This is a genomic window from Paenibacillus sp. ACRRX (genome assembly GCF_022346885.1).
In the GTDB taxonomy this organism is placed as follows: Bacteria; Bacillota; Bacilli; order Paenibacillales; family Paenibacillaceae; genus Paenibacillus_B.
Genome location: NZ_JAKRNK010000002.1, coordinates 146202 through 165649, shown reverse-complemented (window position 1 = coordinate 165649; position 19448 = coordinate 146202). Strand labels below are relative to the sequence as shown.

Here is a 19448-nt window from a genome sequence, read left to right as displayed (position 1 = left end):
TACAGAGCAAGGTCCGATATCGATAACGTCCAGCTGCTTGTCGGCGAGATGATCATGTGGACAAAATATTAATTCCTACCTCAATCATTCTTGTTTCTCCCAAAAACATAACTTCTATTTTTGCTCTACCTTTGCGCTTGTCAATTTTTCGTATAATCCCCTCTTTGCCAAATAACGGCCCAGCAATGACTTTTGCCCGTTTATTCATCACAATGACATCTGAATAACCAAGCATGTCATTTGGCCCGACTAACTGCAAAAACATATCCATTTCTTCATCCGGGATTTCTGAATAGGGACTGTAGCTTTGATCCAGCTTATGCTCCCCGCTTTTAACTAAGTAATAAATTTTTGGAGTTTTTCGCAATCGATGATATAAGGTGGAAATAATGCTTGTGTTAATAAAAACATATCCGGGAAAAATCACTTTGGCCGAATCATGAACACAACCCTGCTTTTTCTCCGGCACAAGCTTTTTGGGCACGTAACAAAACAGTGATTGCTTGTCGAAATGCTGATTGATAAACCCTTCCACATCTCTTTCTTCTCCCGACTTTACAAATAGTGCAAACCAGCTCATTATTCCCCTCCATGAATAGCTAATTAGTTACGGATGTAATAGATGGGGCATTTTTGTTAAATAACAATAATTTCGTAAAGAGAATATTACGGAATTCCTTCATCCCAAAAATAGGCTTACAAAAAATATTAAATAAAAATAAGGTATGTATAATGGGTGGATTACAGGTAATTACTGCGGAATTAGTCAAGGCTTACAAATGGTTACGGTCTTTCGATAAGGGGAGTAAACAACGCAATAGAAGAATACACCTTTTGTTAATCCTATATCGATGGTAGATAATGCGCTTGTCCGCTTGCATGGAAGTGCTATCATATCGTGAGGGTTCTTTTGAGGTAAATATTAACACAAATTTTAGCAAAATCAAGGGTACATTTAACTGTACTTTGCAAATGGCTGTAGAGAAATATAAATCAAAGATATGCCTGATCCTGGGATAGGACTTAGGTCATCAGAAGCCGCAGAGATAAATATTATATACTTTTGTGGAAAATATGCTGCAAACCTGCGTTTTGATTAAACAAATACTAAACAGGTAATGAATATCAAGAGACCCTAATCTAGGAGGTTCATTCATGATGGAAAAGGAAACCTTGATATTTAAAGATATGCCCCACTTGCCTAAGTCTTATTGGTTGGAATCAGTAAGCATTGATTCCTTCCCAAAGCTTACCGGCGATATTGAAGCTGAGGTTGTTGTCGTTGGCGGAGGAATTTCTGGTATTACGTCCGCTTATTTATTAGCAAAAGAAGGACTTAATGTTGTGTTGTTAGAGGCAGGTTACCTGTTCAATGGAACAACGGGTCATACGACAGCAAAAATCACGGCCCAGCATGATTTGATTTATGACGAGTTAATCCAAAATTTTGGTAAAGAAAAGGCACAGCTTTATTACAAATCAAATGACGAAGCGCTGCAATTTATAAAGCAGACCATTAAACAACACGACATCCAATGTAATTTTATTGAAAAGGATGCTTATATTTATACGAATTCAGAAACTATCATAAAAAGGCTCGAAAATGAGCATAACGCGTATGACAAGCTTGGAATAAACGGGAACATGGTAAGCCGAATCGATCTCCCCGTACCGATAAAGGCAGCAATTGTAATGCAAAATCAAGCTCAATTTCATCCACTTGAATATTTGAAGAAGCTCGTACAGTTGTTTATTCAGGCAGGTGGGCATATTTATGAGCATACAACGGTAGAAACCGTAGAAGATGACACTCAGCCAGTAGTAGTAACAAGCGATGGCCACAAAATTACATGTAAGCACGTCGTATCTTGCTCTCATTTCCCTTGTATGGACGGGATGGGGTTTTATTTTGCAAGAATGCATGCTGAACGTTCCTATGTAATTGGGGTCAAAAGTAAAAGCAGCGATTTGAATGGTATGTACTTAAGCGCTGATGACCCGAAACGTTCCGTCAGAACGACGCAACTAAGCAGCGGGGACAATTTGATCTTAATTGGCGGTGAAAGTCATAAAACGGGACAGGGGATATGTACAATCAAGCATTATGAGGCATTGCAAGCTTTTGCGCACACTACGTTTGGAATACAAGAGTTTCCTTACCGATGGTCTGCTCAAGACCTGGTCACTTTAGATAAGATACCATATATAGGGCAGATTTCTTCCGTAACGCCTAATGTATACGTAGCAACAGGGTATCGAAAATGGGGGATGACAACGGGAACAGCTGCCGCAATTTTACTTCGGGACTTGATTATAGGAAAAGAAAACGCGTATCAAGATTTATATACACCATCCAGATTCCTTGCTTTCCCTGATGTGAAGACGTTTATTTATCAGAATGTAGATGTTGCCAAACACCTCATTAGTGGAACGCTTGAAATTGTTCATAAGCTGCCTAAGGATTTAGCGAACGATGAAGGCGCTGTTGTATCCGTAAATGGAAAAAGAGCAGGGGCTTACAGAGATGAGCAGGGTACACTACACGTTGTCGATACCACATGTACGCATATGGGATGCGAGGTTGAGTGGAATGTTGGGGATCGAAGCTGGGATTGTCCATGTCATGGCTCAAGATTTTCGATTGATGGTGATGTGTTAGAAGGGCCTGCAACAAAACCTCTAAAACAAATCATTCAATAACCGAGCGAAAAAATGAACTTGACGATTTCCGTGTGCACATTTACCATAATAGTATCATTCCTTTACTTGGAAATTGGATGTGACATTGGTAATTTCGTTCAGATGTCCTCTATTTACACAAAATTCAAATGAGTGTTTCCGGGGGGGATAAATAGCTTACGAAATAATAGTATCATTGCATCATGTCTAATTAAGCGGTAGGTTGATTGCTCCTAGTACACGTCATGGATGGAACGTAACCGGGTGTAAATACTAGTTATGTTACAGGGAGAAGCGATAAGCGCATTGTTTTTAGAAAGACAAATGCTCTCTTCATTCGAGTAGAATCTACAGCGCTTCGACATCTAGATATTTACATCGTGTCTGTATAAGGATATAATCGGTAAAGAAAACCAAACATGGCAACTATCGGGCTTTAGTGATACTATTTTGTTATTTTAACAGTTGACGGAGCAGTAACATGCGCCAAATTCGAGCTTAAGAAATGCAATTCATGGATTAGTGCCTACAGAGGTCTTTTATAGAAGCTACATGTAAGGCAGTTTTCAATATTATTAATATAAAAGCATGAAATCCCCCAAACCGTTCCTCCAAGCAATGCATGGAACGAGTTATATCTGGGTTATAGAAACCACGGAATGAAAGCAAGACCACACCAAATAAACGGAACAGCAAATGCAAAGCGATTTTCAGATCGTATGTTGAGTAGGAAATTGCTGTTCTTCGCGAGATACTCTTCTAATATGAATTTACACAACATTCTTGACAGCCCCTTCTAACATCCAATCACTCTGTAAGGATTAATCGTTGTTTAGGCACGTTAATTTTTCTGTGTGAAAATATTCCTCATTCGCAATAGGTCTATCTTTTAGGAGGGTAGCTCAGTGGCGAAGCTCTGTCTTTTTAGCACAGGATGGATAAAAAATCAAAAAATATAAAAAAGAGGAGGGATGTTTAATTAGTTCCTTCTCTTTTTTATGTTCAAACCGCTTAACATATCTCATTTTCAAAAGGAGCTATAGTATGGGCTGGTATGCACTTTTTGTTGAAACAGGCAGTGAGGACATTGTTCAGAAATGCTTGAAGTTACAATTCTGCCAAAAAGATTTATATTCATGTGTTCCGAAACGGCTAATTCCTGAAAAAAAGGGAGGTAAATTTTACAGTGTCGTTAAAACGTTATTCCCTGGTTATCTGTTAATCAACACAAAGATGACTCCAACCATGTATTATGAGCTGAAAAAATTGCCCAAGTACTATCGATTGCTCCGTAATTCATCTTTTATGCTAGACAAAATAAATCGAAGATCTCAGTCAATGCCTGATCCACACATAGAAGAAGGAGACCCCATCTATAATTACGATGATTTTTTTAACAAAATAGAGGAGGTTGAAATCAGACAGATCCTGCAGCTCATTAATAACGAGAATATTATTGAGTACTCAAACGTCATTGTTGAAAACGCTAAGGTAAGTGTTCAATCGGGCCCGTTATATGGCATGGAAGGGATGATCAAAAAAATTGACAAAAGAAAGAGAAGAGCTCAAATTGCGGTCAGTTTTTTTGGCGGCGAAAGATTAATTGAAGTAGGAATTGAATTAATAGTGCCGGATAGCCAAGGTATGATGAAGTTTTATGAAAAGATGGGCTAACAAAAATGTTAAATATACTGAAATGAAAAGAGGTAATATTTTGTTTATCCAAAACCTTGAACTGACGAATCAACAAATGGAGAAGCAAGAGGAATTCAAAGCTTTTGTCGATTCTGAAATTGTCCCCGCAGCTGGACATATTGATCAAGAGGAAAACATGCCAGATTCCGTCCTTCAAAAGATTATAGATAAAGGTAACTGGGGAGCCGCATTACCCGCTAAATACGGTGGAGCTGACATGGATTATATTACTTATGGTTTGTGGAATGAAGAAATTGGTCGTGGCTGTGCAAGTTTACGGAATATTATTGGTGTTCAAGGCATGGTCACATCGTCTATTCTGCGATGGGGATCTCAAGAGCAAAAGCAGTACTGGTTGCCAAAGATGAGTTCAGGTGAACTCAAGGTCTCTTTTGCTATTACGGAATCCCAAATCGGAAGTGACATAAAAAACCTTCAAACGAAAGCGCAACGAGTGGGTACTGAGTACGTAATTTCGGGTCAAAAAAAATGGATAACGTTTGCACAAAAAGCGGATGTCTTTTTGGTATTTGCTCAATGTGATGGTCAGGCAGTAGCCTTGCTAGTAGAAAGAAATACACCCGGCCTAACCGTTCGTCCGATATCTGGACTAGTAGGCTTTAGGGGCTCCTTGCTAGCTGAACTAAGTTTTGAAGAATGCAGAGTTCCTGTCGACAATTTGGTTGGTAAAGTCGGCTTCGGATTAGCGCTTGTAGCCAATAACGGTTTGACTCATGGACGTTACAGTACAGCCTGGGGAGCCGCAGGCTTGGCACAGGCTTGTTTGAATGCGAGCTTAGACTATGTTAATGAAAGAAAACAATTTGATCACTATCTAAAAGAACATCAATTGATTCAACAGATGATTGCCGATATGGTAACCAATACGATAGCTGCAAGGCATCTATGTTTTCGAGCAGGCCAGCTATGGGACAACAATGAGGTAAATGCTACGTTTGCTACTTCATTGGCCAAATATTTCTCTACCGTTCATGCTTTTAAAGCGGCAAAGGATGCAGTTCAAATACATGGAGCCAATGGTTGCAGCAGCGAGTACCCCGTTGAAAGACATATGAGAGATGCCAAGGTTATGGAGATCGTAGAAGGAAGCACTCAGATTCAACAGGTCTTAATTGCGCAGGACGCTTTTAATATGTTTAATAACTGACTGGCATTGAATCACATACTTTCTCGAAGCGAAAGGAATGCTTATAACTATGGACAATATTCATTACATTCTATTGGATGAACCAATATCTATAAAACACGCCGAGGAACTAGAAAAAAGAATTTATTTTATATCCGCCAACATTAATCAATTTAAATTGGTTAAAGGTGAAAGTACTATCAATGGTGTAGAAGTCAGTCTATTGCCAGGAACCGATCCTATCGAAATTAAAACTAAATTAATAACCGTGATCGACAATGAGATTGCGCTTCAAAAAGTGCTGCCACCTCGAGTCATTTGGAAATCAGATAAACATGACACAACTTATCAGGATGATCTTTTTGATAAGCTGCTTGAAAAAGAAATGGTTTATGAAATGGGCGAAGGTCAGGTCTGTTTTGGAGAAAAATTAATTTTCTTAATGGATACTTTAGATCGAATGATTAAAGAGATGACGATCTCTAATTTTGGAGCAATCGAATATCGATATCCTACATTAATTTCTACCAAAGCCTTAGAGAAATGTGGATATTTTAAATCGTTCCCACATTTCTTAATGTTTGTTACGAGGCTTCATAATGATATTGATACCTACCGTGATTTTCTTGAGGACTATACATCTCATAACGGGGTCGGTTCATATTTGCTGTCCTCCTGCCAAAATGTTGACTATTGCCTGCCCCCAACCATGTGCTACCACACCTATCATCAATTCCAAAATACCCAACATGCTGAATCACAAAATCGTGTCATAACATCAATCGGAAAATCATTTCGCTATGAATCGAAGTATCATCGCACCCTAGAAAGATTATGGGACTTCTCTATTCGTGAAATTGTCTTTATGGGGTCAAAGGATTTTGTGCTGGATAGTCGTCAAAAATTTATGGAAGCTTCATTTGCTCTTTTTCAGAAATTGGGATTGGAAGGACACTGCGAAGTAGCTAGTGATCCGTTCTTCTGCAGTGAAGACACAGCGGCGAAGATATTTAATCAAAGAATGCAAGAACTTAAATACGAGCTGCGGTTAAAGGTTGCAGACGATCGAACCATAGCAGCCGCTTCCTTTAATTTTCATGATCATTTCTTTGGGGAGCAATTTAATATAAAACGCGGTGAATCTGAGTGGATGTCAACAGGATGTGTTGGTTTTGGAATTGAAAGGTTAGCCTACGCATTTATTAGCCAGCACGGGATGGATGAAGAAAAATGGACAAGAATTTTATCAAATGGATGTCCAGAAGCCATTTTGGCGGACTAAATCCAATAATATGGGGGACTAGATGGAACAACAGCGTCTATTTCAAATCTTAGAACTCGACGGTACATTGCGGGATGACAATATGGTCATAAACGAAAAATTGGCCATGGAGATGTACAAGCTTCTTGTATTAAATCGGATATTTGATCGAAAGTTAGTGAACATGCAGAGAAAGGGTCAAATTGGTACTTATGCTTCCTTTGAGGGGCAGGAGGCGAGCCAAGTTGGCAGTGCTATGGCACTTTTAGAACAGGATTGGATGTTTCCTACCTATCGGGATCATGCAGCGATGTTAACATTCGGTTATGAGATGGTTAAAATTATTTGGTATTGGATGGGCAGAATTGAGGGCTGTATTCCTCCTAATAATAGAAATATTCTTCCTCCTTACGTGCCGATAGCTACACAGATTCCTCAAGCGGCAGGGGCCGCTTGGGCTAGTAAATATAAGAATGAAAGTGCTTGCTCGCTAGCTTATTTTGGAGATGGGGCCACCTCAGAAGGAGATTTCCATGAAGGGTTAAATATGGCCTCTGTATTTAAGGCACCAGTGGTGTTCTTCTGTCAAAACAATGGCTATGCGATTAGTGTACCGCTATCACGCCAAACAGCAAGTGAAACTATTGCTCAAAAGGCGATAGCTTATGATATGAACAGTATTCGTATTGATGGCAATGATGTGTTTGCTGTTTACGTAACGACCAAAAATGCCCTGGAAGCTGCTAGAAGCGGTAAAGGGCCTACTTTAATAGAGGCGGTAACTTATCGTTATGGCCCACATACGACTGCCGATGACCCAAGCCGCTATCGGAGCTCCGAGGAAAGTGAATCATGGAGATCACGAGATCCGATATTACGGTTAGAAGCTTATTTGCGTAGGCAAGGTTTATTGGATCAAGATACGGAAGAAAAAATTCATAGAGAAGCAGATCGATTAGTGAATGATGGCATTCAATATGCGCTTAATATTCCAAAACCTGATCCAACCATCATGTTTAAGAACGTACTTTCTGAAAAGCCGTGGAACATTCAAGAGCAGGAGAGTAACTTTAATAGCTTTATGGAACGTTATCATCATCAATAGATTTCACGGAGGGGCTTGGTATGCAGAGAGAGTTAAACCTCGTTCAGGCGTTAAATGAAACCTTGGATTTGTTATTGACTGATGATGACAAGATCCTTCTATTAGGGCAGGACATTGGTAAGAATGGCGGAGTTTTCCGCGTTACCGAGAAGTTGTTTCATAAGTTTGGAGATCGGCGTGTAGTGGATACTCCCTTGTCTGAAGCAGGTATTGTAGGTTGTGCCATTGGATTGGCGCTGAACGGACTTAAACCTATTGTCGAAATTGAATTTTTTGGATTTATTTATCCTGCTTTAGAGCAAATTTTGTCTCATCTATCAAGACTACGAATGCGGACACAAGGTAAGTATGAAGTCCCGTTAATCATAAGAGCTCCTTATGGAGCTGGCGTCCGTGCTCCCGAGCTGCATTCGGAGAGTATTGAGGCCCTTTTTTTCCAATCACCAGGGTTAAAAGTTGTCATACCTAGTAATCCCTATGATGCTAAAGGGCTTCTCATTGCAGCGTCAGAGGGCAATGATCCTGTCATTTTTCTGGAACCCATGAGAATTTATCGCAGCATGCGTCATTCTGTTCCGCTGCAAAGATATACGGTTCCACTTGGCAAGGCGAACATTATCAAGCAAGGTAAAGATATTACGGTTATATGCTGGGGCGCTATGGTATGGAATGTAGTTAAAGCTGCAGAACAGCTTGAAAAGTCCCAAGGTATTAGTGTGGAAATTATTGATCTGCGTACCTTGTATCCGTTTGATATGGACACGATTCAGGAATCCGTCAGAAAAACGCAGCGGGCCGTGATTGTACACGAGGCTCCATTAACGGGTGGTGTAGGCGCTGAGCTTGCTGCTGTAATCCAGGATCGTATGTTTGGTGAATTAAAATCTCCTGTAAAACGAATTACGGGATTTGATGTTCCCGTGCCGCAATTTTCCATCGAAGATTACTACCTCCCATCAGCAGACAGAATTATCCATGAAATAAATCAAATGTTAGTTTCTCTTAAGAGGTGAGCTGTTATGAAATATGAATTTTTTTTTCCTGAGCTTGGTGAGGGACTTATTGAAGGGTATATCGTTGCTTACATGGTCAAAGAAGGAGAGCATGTAGTTGAAGATCAACCGCTTGTCGAAGTTCAGACGGATAAGGTAACAACGGTGCTTCCTTCGCCGGTAGAAGGGATAGTTGGCAAACTGCCTTATAATCCGGGTGATGTCGTCACCGTTAACGATGTAATTATCGTCATTGATCAGGGGAAGGGGGAAGCATCCGGCGGATGGAATCAGGAATGGTTGAAGCTGGATGCAACTAAAGAGAAGGAGCATTCGTGGAATGATTTTGGCATTAATCTCGGTACCTATCCGAGCGTAGGGTTAGACAATTCAATCGACGATACGATTGTAAAATTGACCTCCATGCGTAAAGAAATAGCGAACATCGTAACAAAATCATTTCAAACCATTCCTCATGTAACAGCTTATGCAGAAGCAGATATTACTAACTTATTGCTGCATAAGGAAAAATTAAAGCAAAATAAGGGCTTAAACGTTACATTGACACCAATCTTTGTTAAAGCCTTATCTCAAACGCTCAACCAGCATCCCATGTTTAACTCGAATGAGCTAAATGGATCATTGAAACTGTTTCAATCCCATAATATCGGGATTGCGGTGGATACTAACGAAGGTGTCGTTATTCCCAATGTTAAGCAGGTCAATGAAAAAACTGTTGATGTATTGGCAGATGAGATCAATGAACTAATTGAGAGAGCAAGATCAAAGAAGTTGTTATTTACAGATGCACGCGAGGGGACAATTACGATAAGTAATGTGGGAGCGATTGGAGGGGGCTTTGCTACGCCTATTATTTTTTGTCCTCAAGTTGCCATTGTTGCTTTATATCGTGCCGATAAGAAAGTCGTCGTTACGGAGAATGACGAGCTTGTCGTTAGAAAAATGCTCCCGATTACCTTAACTTTTGATCATCGCTTCTTTGATGGCGCGGATGGGCTGAGGTTTATCAATACCTTTAAAGCTAACCTAGAAAGTCATTATGAAGACTATTTTGCTTAACGCAGCTTTCGCAGCTTGAAGTCTAAATCCCCTATAAGTGAATATTATTGATGAATGACATTTTTGGTGTATTTCGAATTACTAACAGGTCCAATTGATGGATCAACTTCCCTTCTGAGAGAGCTTGAGGGCGTATCACCCTTGGGCAGCCTACCCAATATCACTGACTTCTGGAATAATACTACCAGCCCAAACGGGGCCAATGCTTTTGCTTGACAAACGATCTTCTGTAATCCCATCATCCGTTTATACTTCCTTTGTTCCTATCATCATCATAGCTTCCAACTGAATAAATTGAATAAAGCGAGTGGTCCTTTAGCCACTGTCTTAGTGGGCGGGTTCTATAGATAGGTTAGTTCAGCCGTGCAGCTTCCAACTAGCAAACCTATTAGTAAGAATATCAGTTTGACTTTTTCCATCTCACCGGAAACGGGAAATTGAGTCAAACCAAGCACAAAAATACCCAACGAGGAGATGTAAGAAGTGAAAAAGCTAATCGAATTTAAAAGCGTAACAAAAGAATATAAAATTGGTGAAGTGCCGATCAAGGCTCTTGCGGGTGTTGATTTTTCCATATCAGAGGGAGAATTCGTCGTTGTATTGGGTGCAAGCGGTGCCGGTAAAAGTACAATTCTAAATATCCTTGGTGGAATGGACACGGCTACTACAGGCCAAGTGCTTGTTGGTGATCAAGAAATCACAAGGTACAACGAAAAAAAACTAACTGAATATCGCGGGGAGAAGGTAGGCTTTGTATTCCAATTTTACAACTTAATTCCGAATTTAAACGCGTTAGAGAACGTTGAATTTGCGACGGAAGTATGTAAAAACCATCTGGACGCAAAAGATATTTTGTATAAGGTTGGATTAAAGGACCGTATCAAGAACTTCCCTTCCCAACTTTCTGGAGGCGAACAACAACGCGTTGCGATCGCGAGAGCTGTTGCCAAAAATCCGTTGCTTTTACTCTGCGATGAACCCACTGGAGCTTTAGATTATGTCACTGGGAAGTCTGTCTTGAAGCTTCTTCAAGATTTGAACAAGGAAACGAAGAAGTGCGTTGTTTTGGTCACACATAACACCGCGATTGCTCCTATGGCGGACAAAATTATCAAAGTGAAGAGCGGAATGATCGAAAGCGTTACAGTAAATCAGGATAAACAGAATGTTGAAGGGATCGAGTGGTAATGATGAAGTTATTTTTAAAATTACTAAGGGATATCAAACAATCAATCGGACAATTTATCGCCTTTGTGCTGGTTATCGCAGTGGGAGCTTTTTTCTACGCGGGTCTGGTCACGTTAAGCGATAATCTTAACGCTTATACGAAGGTTTACTTTAAAGAGCATAATTTAAGCGACTTGAATGTCTATTACAACAAAATATCCCAACAGGACTTAGCAGGGTTAAGCAGCATTGAAGGTATTAACAAAATCGAAGGACGCTATACCCTGGATGCAACACAAGCGTTTGAAGGAATGAAGGCTGCCTTAAAGATTCACTCGATCCCTGTAAACAATGAAATTAATACGCCTACGCTGATTGAGGGTAAGATTCCGACCCAAAAAGAGGAAATCTTGCTAGATTCCCATTATGCTAAGGAACATCAGCATCAGGTCGGTGATCAAATTCAAATAAGTGTGAATGATAAAAATATGAGCTTCACCATTAGCGGCTTGGGTGAAAATGTAGAATATGCCAAAAAGAACGCAGTCCAAGACCATAAATCTTTTGGCGTAGCGTATATAACCGAAGTCGCCATCCCTCAAATCGCAGGCGGCATTTATTATAATGAAACCTTAATTGATGTTAAGGAAGGTTACGATATTGACCAATTAGGCAAAACGATTGAAGCACAATCTAAACAACTCTCCTATGTTAGCCAAGTCAGTAAAGAGCGGATGTTCAGCTATTCGCAACTACAACAAACCATCCATAACAATAACATGATGAGCAAGGTTATCCCATTAGTTTTCTTTATCATCGAAGCGATTATTCTATTCCTTACCATGTCGCGAATTATTGATTCTCAACGAAATCAAGTTGGGATTATGAAGGCATTAGGTATAAAAAACAGAAACATCATGCTTCACTATATGGGATACCCCGTAATGGTAGGGATCATAGGCTCCGTTCTAGGCTGTGTGCTTGCCACTTATGTATTTATTCCATTAATAAGAGCATCAAATGCAAAAGCCTACGCGCTGCCTGATATTATGTTCTCCTTATCCTTCACCTCTGTGATTCCACCCATCCTTTTCTCTTGTGCATTTGGAATCCTGTCCTGTTACTTAAGTGGCAGAGCCATCCTGAAAGAACGTGCAGCTCAGGCGATGCGGCCTAAACCGCCTAAGAAAATGAAGAAGCTCCTCATCGAAAGAATTCCGGGTATTTGGAATCATATTTCCTACAGCTACAAGATCATTTTGAGAAATATATTTTTAAATAAGTCAAAAGCATTAGCAAGCTCCGTTGGTGTTGTGGTGAGTACAGTGTTATTGATTACAGCCTTTGGTACTATGACATCCTTGCAAAAAGTAGCAGATCAGATTGAAAAAGTAAACACCTACGATTTAAGAGTCGATTATAAGAGTGGAACAACTCCGGATACATTACAACTACCCAACGGTATTAAAAGCAGCTATGATCTATCCACCTTTCCGGTGGAATTAATTAAAGGTAATGACAACAAGAATGCTTCGTTAGTTGTAACGAAGAAAGAAAACAATCTCATTCATTTCTTCGACGAAAATGACAAACAGCTTGCTTTGGAAGACAGCGGTGTACTGGTCCCAAAATCGTATGCCGACAACTATCAGATCGCAGAAGGGGACATTATCCAAATCAAGTTCACTGCGCCAGAGTTTGCTAATAAAACGGTCGATATGAAAGTTATACAAATATCCACCCAGTATTCGAATCCGTCGTTTTATAGCACGCCAGCGTATCTGGAGAGCTTTGGCATCAAGTACAATCCAACCTCGCTTTTAGTGGAGGCCGGCAGTTCTACAGATCTTGCAAGTGTGCGTAGTGTCTTCGAACAAGATCAGCAGGTAGATACTATCGCAGATAAGAATGATTTAAAAGAATCGGCTCAATATATTCTGAAGCAAAATAGTTTTATCTTTATTATGTTTATCATTTGTGCGGTCGTGCTTTCCTTTGGCGCTATCTATACGATATCTTCCATTAACATTTATGAAAGAAATCGTGAGTTGGCCACACTCAAGGTATTAGGCTACCCTAAGCATAAAATAAACCGGCTTATCTTCTTCGAGAACATCATACTCACCACCTTTGCGATTATTGTAGCGCTACCAATCAGTGGTTACATTTATGGGCTTGTCGTCAAGGCACTGTCGAGTGCTCATCAGCAAATCCCGGATCAATTAAGTCTGTTTGTTATGCTAATATCTGTTGTACTTGCATTTGCGCTTACCATTCTTTCAAGCTTACTGCTTCGAAGAAAAGTATCTCGTATCAATATGATTGAGTCCTTAAAAAGTGTAGAATAATGGAAAAAACAACCTTAGGTTCCTATGGAACTTAAGGTTGTTTTTATAGATGCAGCGTGTATTCAACCGTACATCAAGATTTGAGTAATCGCTATAAAGCAAAGAAAGGAACCTATAAGGAGATGAGACAAAATGAGCTCTGAAAAAAATTTTACAAAGCATGAGATTATCACGTATCTGGCACAATTAGTGGAAGATATTTTGGATGAACAAGTTGTAGATTACAATGAGCCATTTATCAGCTTAGGATTGGTGTCGGTTGATATACCACTATTTACAAAAAAAGTATCACACCAATTTGAAATTGATATCGAAGTTGCGTCAATATTTGAGCACTCCAATATCAACCTGTATGCAGACTTTTTATTTAACACTTTAAATAAAGTAGATGTATATGCCCAAAATGGTGAAGATGCGGATAGAGACAAAGAAGAAAATAATTCACAGCAAGATGTAGCGATTGTAGGGATTAGCTGTCGCTTCCCAGGAGGAGCCAATAGTCCTGAGGAATATTGGGATGTTTTAATTAATGGCATTAACGGGATTTGTGATATGCCTGAGGACCGATGGGATGTAGATAACTATTTCAGTGCTGACAAAGAAGAGCCTGGAAAAATGTATTCTAGAAAAGGCGGGTTTTTGAACGTTCCCATTGATCGTTTTGATCAGAAGTTTTTTAATATATCGCCCAAAGAAGCCAAGTCATTGGATCCACAACAGCGATTGCTGCTTGAGTTGACATGGGAGGCTTTTGAAAATGGTGGTCTTAATATTGGGGATCATTATGGAAGCAACACGGGAGTATACATTGGTATAGCAGGAGAAGAATATTCGTTTGCCCACTATAAATCAGGAGATTTAAGTAAAATAGACGCCTATTCGCTTACAGGGACAACGTTCAGTACGGCTTGTGGGAGAATATCCTATACGTTTGGCTTTGAAGGACCTTCCTTTTGCGTGGATACGGCATGCTCTTCCTCCCTTACGGCACTTCATTTGGCTTGCAGAGCCATTAAATCTGGTGAAGTAGATACCGCAGTCGTGGGTGCCGTGAATTTGATGATTTCGCCAGCAGTTCATGTGTGCTTCTCAAAGCTAGAAGCCATATCCACTGACGGGCAAAGTAAGAGCTTTGATGCGGCAGCAAATGGATATGGTCGAGGTGAAGGCGGCGGGGTATTGATCTTAAAACGCCTTCATGACGCTATAGAGAATAACGATAATATACTTGGTGTCGTAAAAGGCACGGCGATTAATCAAGATGGCAAGAGCAACGGATTAACGGCGCCTAATGGCTTAGCGCAAGAGAAAGTAATCACAAAGGCGCTAAAAGATGCTAGATTGGATTATTCTGATGTTGACTATATGGAAATGCATGGTACTGGTACAAAACTGGGAGATCCTATAGAGGTAAAAGCTGTTGTTAATACTTATGGCAAAGATAGAGCTAGTGATCATCCGCTTCAGATTGGTTCTGTTAAGTCGAATATCGGGCATTTAGAAGCAGCAGCAGGAGTGGCTAGTCTTATAAAGGTACTATTAGCGTTCAAAAATGAGATGATACCTGCTAATTTAAATTTTAATGAGCCAAACCCTTTTATTCCATGGGAGAAATCACCGGTATCCGTCATAGCAGAAAATAAAGCTTGGAAAAGTGATGGCCGATTACGAAGAGTGGGAGTAAATGGATTTGGGTTTGGTGGCTCCAATGCCCACATCATTTTAGAAGAGCCGCCAAGAAAAGAAACGATACGAACAATGGATACGGATGCCATCTCCATCGTGAAAATATCAGCTAAAAGTGATAAGTCATTACTCGATAATATTAAAAGCAATCTTGAATACTTGAAGAGAAATCCTCAGATTTCGGTCAAAGACTATGCTTGTACCAACAATAGAGCCAAAGTTGATTTTCCTTACAGGTTTACTGCTACTGGTAAAAACCGAGAGGAACTAATGAACAGGCTGCAAGCCTATTTGGATACGAACAACAAAGCTGGAATTTCAACGCGGCATAATAACAAGATGGATATGCATCAGGAAACAAAACGAGTGTTCCTATTTACGGGACAAGGATCTCAATACTTAGGCATGGGGAAAGAATTGTATGAGCATAATCCTTCGTTTAAATTAGCTTTTGACGAATGTGATCAATTGTTTGAGCCGTATGTGGATATATCTTTAGTTGAAATGATCTACAGCAATAAATTTTCCAGTAAGGATATTGAAAGAACTCTCTATGCTCAGCCTCTAATATTTTCAATCGAGTATGCCCTATTAAAGTTCTGGGAAAGTGTAGGGGTTACTCCAGAAGTCGTCCTGGGTCATAGTATAGGAGAATACACCGCAGCAGTTGCAGCAGGTATATTGAGTCTTGAGGATGCTGTGAAGCTGGTTGCCTTACGAGGCCGATTAATGGATTCAGCTCCGGGACAAGGAGCGATGTCTGCTCTATATGCGAATAAAACAACGGTTGAAGCTTTACTAAAGGGTTATGAGGAAAAGCTGTCTATCGCCTTGCATAATGCGGAAGAGAGTATCGTGATATCTGGAGAGCTTGATGCTGTAGAGGAAGTTACTAAAGAAGCGGAAAATAGAAACATAAATGTAATAAGATTGCGTGTATCCCATGCTTTCCATTCCCATCTTATGATTCCGATTTTAGAACCATTTAGAGATGTTGCGCAGCACGAAGTGGAATTTAAAAGCAGCAAGCTGCCTTATATATCGGCCACCCTCGGAAGAGTTATAGAAAAAGATGAGTTATTAGACGCTGACTATTGGACCAATCATATCAAGGATAAAGTTGATTTTTATCAAGCGTTATCTCAATTAAAGGATGTACACAATACCATTTTCCTCGAAATTGGAGCAAACAACACGTTATGCACGCTTGGTAAGCTCATACTTGGTGAAGAGAAGATGTTGGTAAACTCATTGGATATGAAAAAAAAGGCATGGGAGCAAATCACACATTGCATGGGCGAATTGTATTGCCATGGCGTCACAATCCATTGGACAGGACTCAAGACAAGCTTAGATCATGACTACAATCGAGTAGCGTTGCCTGCTTATGTGTTTGATAGAGAATCCTATTGGATGCAGCCCGTGTGCTCCCATGAAGATCGTTTGCCTGCTATTGCAAGCACGGATTATCATCCACTCATTGGACAGAGAATTAGTACCCCTTATTTTAAAAATGGCACTCTATATCAGAGCAATTATACGATAGAAAATCCGTATTTTATGCAAGAACATATTATTTTCGAGACAGCGATTGCTCCTGCTGCTGCTCATATGTCCATGCTTTTATCGATTGCTAAAGATTTCCGAAATCCGTCAAGCTGCACGATATCCAATGTAGAGTTTCATGCCCCCCTAACGGCTATACAAGACGAAATGCGGGTTGTGCAATTTCTTATCGAAGATACGAATCAAGACCAAATGAAATTTGAACTTGTAAGTACAGACAAGCAATCTCAACATGAGAACTGGATTAAACATTGCAAGGGCAATATTATGATGGCTCAGGGGCAAGAACAAGAGAAGCGTGTGTCGATTGACGAGTTAATAGACAGGTATCCTGAAGTAACATCGGAATACAGTGCCTATGATGTGATGAAAAAGTTTGGGTTTAAATTAGGAGATGGCTTTACACGAATTTCGAAAGTGTGGAAGGGTGAAGCGGAAGGAGTCTGCTTTATTGATCCTAAAAAGGACATTCCCGATGGTAAAAATTATATCGTATATGCGGGTACTATAGACTCTATCTTCCAATCTGTATTTTTTGTTTCCGAATTGAGTATGCGGATGGATTCTCAGAGTGAGGAATATGCATTAAAGACGGCTATTCCTATATCCTTAGGTAAATTAAAGTATTACTACAGAGACGCTGAGAGCTTCTGGTGCCATATTAAGGTAGATGATTCCCAACAATCTGGGGTAGTCGGCGATATCGATGTTTACAATGAAAAGGGGGAAATCGTATTTGAAATTGAACGTATCATGGCGAAGATAACAGAGCGAGATACCTTACTCAAAGAGCTAAATAGTAACGGCGATCGTATGCTCTATAACGTGGAATGGATGGAAGCAGCAAAAACAAGCAAAAATGGCACAGGCAATGAAAAAATTGTATTAATCGGAAATGACCCGGATATCGTTGATCAATTCCATGAAAAATTGAATAACCATGGAATATCTTCGATACGAGTCATGCAAGCGGACAAATATGTAGAGCATGAGAATGATCTGTTTTTTATATCGTACTCCAATAAACACGATGTAAAGCAGCTTCTGGAAAGCATCGCAAGTCGATATAAAAAAGAAAGATGTAAGCTTATTTATTTAAGCACAACGGATGAAGCTAAGCTAAAAAATTTACAAGCAGAAAAATTATTAGCAGTAGTGGAACAGGAATGTAGTGGTTTATTGCACCTCGTACAATCCATAACCGAATTAAATTACTCTAATAAAATGGTCGTGAAAGTAATAACAAACAATGTACATCAGATAGATGGCATAGCAACGTCCCTCTATCAAGCTCCATTATGGGGGTTTTCCGAAGTCATTAGACTCGAGCATACGCCGTTATGGGAGGGCATTATTGATACGGATCTCCATATGCTGAATAACCATATCGATACAATTATTAACGAGATCATACATGGAGAAGATAAGCAGGTTGTACTGAGGAATCAGCATAAGAGGTACATTCCTAGGCTGATTAGAAACGCCAAGAGCCGCACTAGCAGCGAGGATCTCACAATTCGGATCGACGAAACAGCAGCGTATATGATCACGGGTGGGACCGGATCGATAGGTCAAATCTATGCAGAGTACCTGATCCAGCAGGGTGCTAAAAACATCGTGTTATTAAGTAGAAGTCAAGCTTCGGGCACATTGCTTGAAACTGTGAACTCGTGGAAAGAAAAAGGTGTCCAGCTCATCGTTGAACAAGCTGATATAAGTAATGAAGCTGACGTAATCGCAGTGGTACAGAAACTAAAACAGAACAACATGGAGATTAAAGGCGTCGTCCATGCAGCCGGAATCATTGAAGATAAGATGATAAAAGATCAAACCTGGAACAGCTTTGAAAATGTATTCAAAGCAAAGATAGGGGGAACCTATCACTTACATCATGCATTAAAAGAGGAGAGCTTGGATTTCTTTGTGATGATGTCATCTATTTCTTCAGTTGTGGGCAATATGGGACAAGCCAATTATGCAGCAGCCAATTATTTTATGAATAGGTTTGCAGAATATAGAAGAAGCTTGGGAATGCCAGCGATGTCGATATGCTGGGGGCCTTGGGAAGAAGCTGGAATGGCTACAAGTAACAGCAATATTTTAAAGAACATCGAGAATAAAGGACTCTATGGGATGTCTAAAGAGCTTGGAAAGAAAATGATTGACAACCTATTTCATAAGAACATGTCTTCGATCGTTGTTGTCGATGCAAATTGGGAGTTATTTAGTGAGAGAACAGGTGTAGATGAAGTAACGGCATTTCTAACGAATTTCATTACAAACAGTCCTGTGCTCGGAGAACAAAGCGGGAATACGGCTGCTAAAGAAGATGTTGTCGCCAAGCTGAAAGATTTAGGAACAACGGAAAGGAGTGATTATTTATTAGTCCTATTGCATAAAGCAGCAGCTAACATTATTGGATTTAATGATGTCAGTCAACTATCCGTAGATAGTTCCTTTACAGAACAAGGGGTAGATTCCTTGATGATATTCTCTCTGAGGAACGAAATAAAAGCTCTATTACATGTACAGGTCGACATTTCTGTATTCTTCAACTATCCATCTCTAAGAAAATTAAATGACTATTTATTAAGGGAAGCTATGAGCTTTGAAGAGAAAGAAGAGAATGTCAGCGCAGACAATGAAGATCAGTCCGTAGATGATATTTTGTCTGAAATCAATTCCCTAATTAATTAAGGACAAATGTGTACTTGTTACTTCG

The 19448-nt window shown here is 39.9% G+C and carries 11 protein-coding genes; 10 read left to right on the top strand and 1 reads right to left on the bottom strand.

Features of this window, described 5'->3' with window-relative positions; all coding sequences use genetic code 11:
* Positions 1-52 precede the first annotated feature (52 nt).
* Complete coding sequence (gene loaP, locus MH117_RS06570) at positions 53-580, bottom strand: antiterminator LoaP (RefSeq protein ID WP_239327884.1); 528 nt, start codon at positions 578-580, stop codon at positions 53-55.
* Positions 581-1158: 578 nt separating this feature from the next.
* On the opposite strand from loaP (MH117_RS06570), the gene MH117_RS06565 reads away from it, so the two are divergent.
* The 10 genes from MH117_RS06565 (at position 1159) to MH117_RS06520 (ending at position 19423) form a co-directional block, all read left to right on the top strand.
* Positions 1159-2700, top strand: coding sequence for an FAD-dependent oxidoreductase (locus tag MH117_RS06565; protein ID WP_481857255.1), 1542 nt, complete (start codon positions 1159-1161; stop codon positions 2698-2700).
* A gap of 1023 nt (positions 2701-3723) precedes the next feature.
* Entirely contained in the window at positions 3724-4353 is a 630-nt protein-coding gene (gene loaP / locus MH117_RS06560) for an antiterminator LoaP (RefSeq protein WP_239327883.1), read from the top strand.
* Positions 4337-5542, top strand: coding sequence for an acyl-CoA dehydrogenase family protein (locus tag MH117_RS06555; protein WP_239327882.1), 1206 nt, complete (start codon positions 4337-4339; stop codon positions 5540-5542). Before loaP (MH117_RS06560) ends, MH117_RS06555 begins: the two co-directional genes overlap by 17 nt.
* A gap of 73 nt (positions 5543-5615) precedes the next feature.
* Positions 5616-6803 carry a class-II aminoacyl-tRNA synthetase family protein gene (locus MH117_RS06550; RefSeq protein WP_239327881.1) on the top strand — a complete coding sequence of 396 codons (1188 nt, stop codon included), beginning with the start codon at positions 5616-5618 and terminating at the stop codon, positions 6801-6803.
* Between the two features lie 22 nt (positions 6804-6825).
* On the top strand, positions 6826-7887 hold the full coding sequence (gene pdhA, locus MH117_RS06545) for a pyruvate dehydrogenase (acetyl-transferring) E1 component subunit alpha (RefSeq protein WP_239327880.1): 1062 nt from the start codon (positions 6826-6828) through the stop codon (positions 7885-7887).
* 20 nt (positions 7888-7907) lie between these two features.
* Positions 7908-8900, top strand: a complete 993-nt coding sequence (locus MH117_RS06540) for an alpha-ketoacid dehydrogenase subunit beta (protein WP_239327879.1) — start codon at positions 7908-7910, stop codon at positions 8898-8900.
* 6 nt (positions 8901-8906) lie between these two features.
* On the top strand, positions 8907-9959 hold the full coding sequence (locus MH117_RS06535; RefSeq protein WP_239327878.1) for a dihydrolipoamide acetyltransferase family protein: 1053 nt from the start codon (positions 8907-8909) through the stop codon (positions 9957-9959).
* A gap of 483 nt (positions 9960-10442) precedes the next feature.
* On the top strand, positions 10443-11147 hold the full coding sequence (locus MH117_RS06530; RefSeq protein ID WP_239327877.1) for an ABC transporter ATP-binding protein: 705 nt from the start codon (positions 10443-10445) through the stop codon (positions 11145-11147).
* Between the two features lie 2 nt (positions 11148-11149).
* A complete protein-coding gene (locus MH117_RS06525; protein WP_239327876.1) occupies positions 11150-13474 on the top strand; it encodes an ABC transporter permease in 2325 nt (774 codons plus the stop codon).
* 132 nt (positions 13475-13606) lie between these two features.
* Positions 13607-19423: a type I polyketide synthase gene (locus MH117_RS06520; RefSeq protein ID WP_239327875.1), complete on the top strand. Its 5817-nt coding sequence runs from the start codon at positions 13607-13609 to the stop codon at positions 19421-19423.
* The last annotated feature ends 25 nt before the right edge of the window (positions 19424-19448 follow it).